The organism is Candidatus Caldatribacterium sp. (assembly GCA_014359405.1).
Classification (GTDB): Bacteria; Atribacterota; Atribacteria; order Atribacterales; family Caldatribacteriaceae; genus Caldatribacterium; species Caldatribacterium oleiphilum.
In genome coordinates, this window is sequence record JACIZN010000133.1 from 1 (window position 1) to 4,672 (window position 4,672).

The 4,672-nt window shown below is 50.3% G+C and carries 5 protein-coding genes; all 5 read right to left on the bottom strand.

Going from position 1 to position 4,672, the window contains the following annotated elements; translation table 11 throughout:
* Positions 1-44 precede the first annotated feature (44 nt).
* Positions 45-893: a carbohydrate ABC transporter permease gene (locus H5U36_09020; GenBank protein MBC7218258.1), complete on the bottom strand. Its 849-nt coding sequence runs from the start codon at positions 891-893 to the stop codon at positions 45-47.
* Positions 890-1,750, bottom strand: a complete 861-nt coding sequence (locus H5U36_09025; protein MBC7218259.1) for a sugar ABC transporter permease — start codon at positions 1,748-1,750, stop codon at positions 890-892. The genes H5U36_09020 and H5U36_09025 overlap by 4 nt, the downstream gene beginning before the upstream one ends.
* 50 nt (positions 1,751-1,800) lie before the next feature.
* Positions 1,801-3,060: an extracellular solute-binding protein gene (locus H5U36_09030; protein ID MBC7218260.1), complete on the bottom strand. Its 1,260-nt coding sequence runs from the start codon at positions 3,058-3,060 to the stop codon at positions 1,801-1,803.
* 72 nt (positions 3,061-3,132) lie between these two features.
* A complete protein-coding gene (locus H5U36_09035; GenBank protein ID MBC7218261.1) occupies positions 3,133-4,149 on the bottom strand; it encodes a LacI family DNA-binding transcriptional regulator in 1,017 nt (338 codons plus the stop codon).
* Positions 4,150-4,405: 256 nt separating this feature from the next.
* Positions 4,406-4,672, bottom strand: a 267-nt coding sequence (locus tag H5U36_09040; protein MBC7218262.1) for a transposase, incomplete at its 5' end; no start/stop codon positions are given.

Below are 4,672 nucleotides of genomic sequence, written 5' to 3' on the forward strand. Positions count from 1 at the left end.
CATGAGCCATCGAGGGAAATTCTGTACATGTACGAGCCTCCTTCCTATGTTTTCAAGCTCCCGGCTAAGATACCCTGGACAATGAACTTTTGGAAGAGAGCGAAGAGCACAAGGGGTGGGAGAATGCAAAGGACAGTCCCCGCTAAAAGTCCGCCCCATTCTACCGTTGCTGCACCAATAAAGCTAAAGAGCCCGACACTTGCAGTGCGAACTTCGTTAGCGTGGCAGAGGACGAGGGAAATAATGAGGTCGTTCCACATCCAGACAAAGGAGTATATGAGGATGGCTACAACCATTGGAGCGGAAAGAGGGAAAATGATGCGGAAAAGAATAGTTCCAATGCCTGCCCCATCAAGAAGAGCGCTTTCCTCTATTTCTCGGGGGATGCTCGCAATGTATGCCTCGCTGATGAGCGTACTGAACGGAGCAACCATGCCTGGGTACATGAGGACAAGAGCAAGGAGGTTGTTCACAAGCCCAAGGCGTTTCATAAAAAGGTATATGGGGATGAAAAAGAGTACTGCTGGCATCATCTGGGTGAGGAGAATAGTTGTTCGGAGAGTTCCTTTACCTCGAAAGGAGAAACGAGCTAAAGCATATCCAGCAAGAGTGCTTATAACGAGTACTATGCAACTTGCAGTGCCACAGGCGATGAAGGAATTGCGCAGATAAAGGAGCATGTCGATGGTTACCGTTTTGGGGTATGTCACAACAAGATCGTAGTAATTTTTCAGTGTGAAAGAGCGGGGAACAAGGTGTGGTGGAAAGGCAAACATTTCACTCGTGGGGAGAAAGGAGGGCATGATGAGCCAATAGATAGGAACGAGGATGACCCCCAAAAGTAACACCACAAGTACGTAGTATAACGCTACAAGAGGGGTTCCCCTCCTCATGTTTCACTCCTCCTCAGTAGGGAAAGGATGGCAAGGCTCAGGGTAAGGTTCACGAGAAACATGAAAACGCCTATTGTGGCTGCATGGTCAAAACGAAGCTTTAGAAAGACCGTTTTGTAAGCGAGGGTTGCAAGGATTTCTGTGGTATGCCCTGGACCACCCTGAGTCATGGAATAGATGAGGTCGAAGTAATTAAAGGTCCATACGGTAGCGAAAAGAGCCATGACAAGGAGAAGTGGCCGGATTAGAGGAAGGGTAATGTATCGGAAAATGTTGAAGGAAGTCGCTCCGTCAATGCGTGCCGCTTCGTAGATTTCCTGGGAGATGGACTGGAGGCCGGCAAGGGCAAAAAGAGCGTAGAAGGGAAAAGCCTTCCAGATGTTCACCCAGGTGACCGAGTACAATGCGAGGTTCCTTCCCAAGAAATTCACTGGTTCCCCACCGAAAAGAACCACGAGGTAGTTGATGAGTCCATAGAGGGGGTTATAGAGCCATTTCCAGGTGACGGCAATCGCAACGGGGGGAAGGACGAAGGGAAGGAGGCTTAAGTTTCGAAAGACCCTGTACCCTTTTTGAGGGACATTCAGGAGTAAAGCGGTAAGAAGACCAAGGGCAACCTGGAAGAGGACCGATAAAGCGGTCCAGATAAGCGCATTTTTAAGTGCAATGAAAAACACCGGGTCCTTGATAACGGCGGAGTAATTGCGGAGGCCGACAAAATGCGGTTCCGTGGTATACAGGGTGTGTTCTTCAAAGCTCAGGATAACTTGATAAAGCATCGGGTAGAGGAAGGCGATAAGAAGGAAAGCACCAAGAGGCACGAAAAGCAACCAGTGCACGTGTCTTCGGAATACCATGGTTTTTCCTCCTCCATACCCCTCCGGGCACACCCGGAGGGGTATGCGCCTCATTTCCCAAGCTCGGCGAGGACTTTTTCCATCTCTTTAGCACCGTTTTCAAGAGTTTCCTTGATGTCAGCACCACCTTCTACGATATCCCAGAAAACACGCCTGAAAGTCTCAGCAATGAGGGGATTAAAGACTGTAGCAACGTCGCCGGTGAAGATAGCTTTGGCCCTGGTGAGTTCGAACTTAAAGGCATCGAAACGCGGGTCATCGAAGAACGAGCGGGCGAAAGTGGAGGTTCGCACTGGAGTGTGCCAGAGCTTCTCGCACCATTCGTAGTGGTTCTCAGGGTTTACAAGCCAGGTAAGCACCTTCGTTGCTTCCTCGGGATACTTTGTGCCCTTCATGACCATGTAGAAGCAGACTCCATGTCCTGGCACAACGGGCTCTGTTCCCATGGGCCCAACGATGTTATATGGTGCGATGGCATAGTTGAGATTTGGGGCGAGCTCGCGGTAGTTGCCAATGCTCCAGGAACCGTTTCCAAGTTGTATGCCGACCTTACCGAGGTAGAAAGCCTTATCCCAATCATCGTACCCGAAGGTCGAGAGGCCTGGTGGGGTGTACTTGAAGAGTTCCTGGAGAAGCTCGAAGGTTTTGGCATTGTTTTCGCTGGCAAAAACTACTTTGCCGTCCTCGACGAAACCGCCTCCATTGGAGAGGAAAAGCGCTCCCGTTGACCAGTACGGGCCATCACCCCAGGACATCCATTCAATGCCGAATTTTCCCTCTCTGGGTTTGTGGAGCTTTTTCGCAGCCTCAATCAGGGCTTCCCAGGTGGTGGGGAAGGAATCAATTCCTGCTTCCCGGAAAAGATCCTTGTTGTAGTAGATAACTGGCACAAAGAAGTCTTCTGGAATTGCTATAACCTTCCCCTGATAGGTGCACATGTCCCAGACATTTTGAGGTACATCGGTGAGCATCTCGGGATCGTACTTTTTGATGTACTCTTCGAGGGGCAAAGCTGCGTCAAGACGAGCAATTTCAAACTGCATTGGCATATCGCCTCGGTAGAGATCCGGAGGAGTTCCTCCTTTAATGGCGTTGATGATCATCGTTGCCCGTTGCTCGAAGGGAATGTTTGTGAGCTGGATCTGAACGTGGGGATTCTCCTGCATGTACCGCTCAACCTGTTCAGTAAGCACCTTAATCTCAGCGAGGCTGTAGGTATGCCAGAACTGTAGAGTGATTTTCTCCTGAGCCCCAGCTCCCCACACAAGGAAGAAAAGAAGCGCCAAAACGACGAACCCCAGTCTCCGCATTGGTCTTCCCCCTTTCTTTTGGTTTTTTGGAAGAAGCTTCTCACGCAAAGGAGAGTCTTTTCTTTCCGTCCTTCACCCCCTTCCTTGGAAGAGATTTCTAACTGATCCTCGAGGGATAAACTGGCAAGGAAGAATTCTCTGCTCAGGCTCTGGGGTTCCATCGCCTTTCATCATCTGGCGAACAAGAATTTCTGCGGCAACCCGGCCCATACGCTCGATGGGCTGTCGAATAGAAGTGATGCCGGGAACGATCTCTTCGAGGTCGTCGAAGCAGACAATGGAGACATCGTCGGGAACGCGTTTTGCCATGCTCTGAAGGCCTTGGAGAACCCCAAGGAGGCAATTCCCGCTTCCCACAAAGATGGCTGTTGGAGGGAATGGAAGCTTCAGGAGTTTCACCGCTCCCTCGAATCCTCCTCGTCCAGAGAGAAAGGAGGGAATGTCTTCGGTGATATGAACGTACTCTTCCCGGAAAAGACCGCGCTCTTCGAGGAAACTTCGATAAGCCCCAAAACGTTCTGCGTGGTCAATCTGAGTAAGGTCTCCTCCAATGAATCCAATTGCCCGATGACCGAGATCAAAGAGGTACTGCATGGCGATGCGTGTCGATTGAATGTTTTCACAGTCCACGAAGTGTGTGCTCCCTTCACGTGATCCGAGGACGACCACATCCCGCTCCAGAGCAAGAAGGGGTTGTATTCGCGGGTCGTCTTTTGGAGGGGTTACAAGGATGACTCCCCCGACATGATGCTGGTGAAGGAATGTCCGCCATTCCTGGGGAGAGGCAAACCGGTCCCGGGCAAAAAAGAGCATGTTGTAGTTGAATTTTTGGAGCTCAGAGGAAATACCGTTGAGGAGTCGAGAGAAGTAGTAGTTACGGAATATACCCTCTCTCCAGTCGTAAACAATACCGATGGTGTCGTTGCGTTTAGCGAGGATACTTGGAGTGAAAGCGTGTTCTTCAATGGCTTGGAGAACCCTTGCTCTCGTTTCGGGAGATACCTGCTCGGGATGGTTCAAAGCTCTTGAGACCGTTGCCGGAGAGACTCCAGCCTTTTTAGCTATGGTGTAGATATTCACCTTCGGCATGTGATGTACCTTTTTCGAAAAAGTTATGAAACAGTTTCATACTTCATAAGAAATTGTATTAGTGAGCGCTCTTTCTGTCAAGGAGATGTTTAGGTTCACATCATGTGGGACACTCTACAATCCCAGTATCCCTCAGGTACTCCCAGGGGTCCTCTCCCTAAACCCCAATGAGGTCTCTTTCGATTATACACCTCTTCCGTCCACCTTTTGAGATGGTCCCTTATGGTCTTGAGGCATAGTGTCTCGTTTATTGTGTCTAGCCAGCATGATAGCTTCCCATCTCCATTTCCGCAAATTCCCGCAGCCTTCGCGCTCCCCAGGCCTCGTTCAAGTGACTCAAAACCAAGTACAAGAGCTTTTCTACCGCCTCCTCTCCACAGAACACCTCCACCACTTTTGTCCTCCTCTTCACCTCCTTGGCTAAGCGTTCCAGTTGGTTCGTGGTGTACAAGTACCGCCGGATGGGCTTGGGATGACGAAGAAACGCCAAAAGGGCATAAGCCTTGGTCTCCCATCGCTCCAC

Bases quoted from the DNA above. Each gene is read 5' to 3' on its own strand.
- H5U36_09020 (MBC7218258.1), bottom strand. From the start codon at position 893: ATGAGGAGGGGAACCCCTCTTGTAGCGTTATACTACGTACTTGTGGTG.
- H5U36_09030 (MBC7218260.1), bottom strand. From the start codon at position 3,060: ATGCGGAGACTGGGGTTCGTCGTTTTGGCGCTTCTTTTCTTCCTTGTG.
- H5U36_09025 (MBC7218259.1), bottom strand. From the start codon at position 1,750: ATGGTATTCCGAAGACACGTGCACTGGTTGCTTTTCGTGCCTCTTGGT.
- H5U36_09035 (MBC7218261.1), bottom strand. From the start codon at position 4,149: ATGCCGAAGGTGAATATCTACACCATAGCTAAAAAGGCTGGAGTCTCT.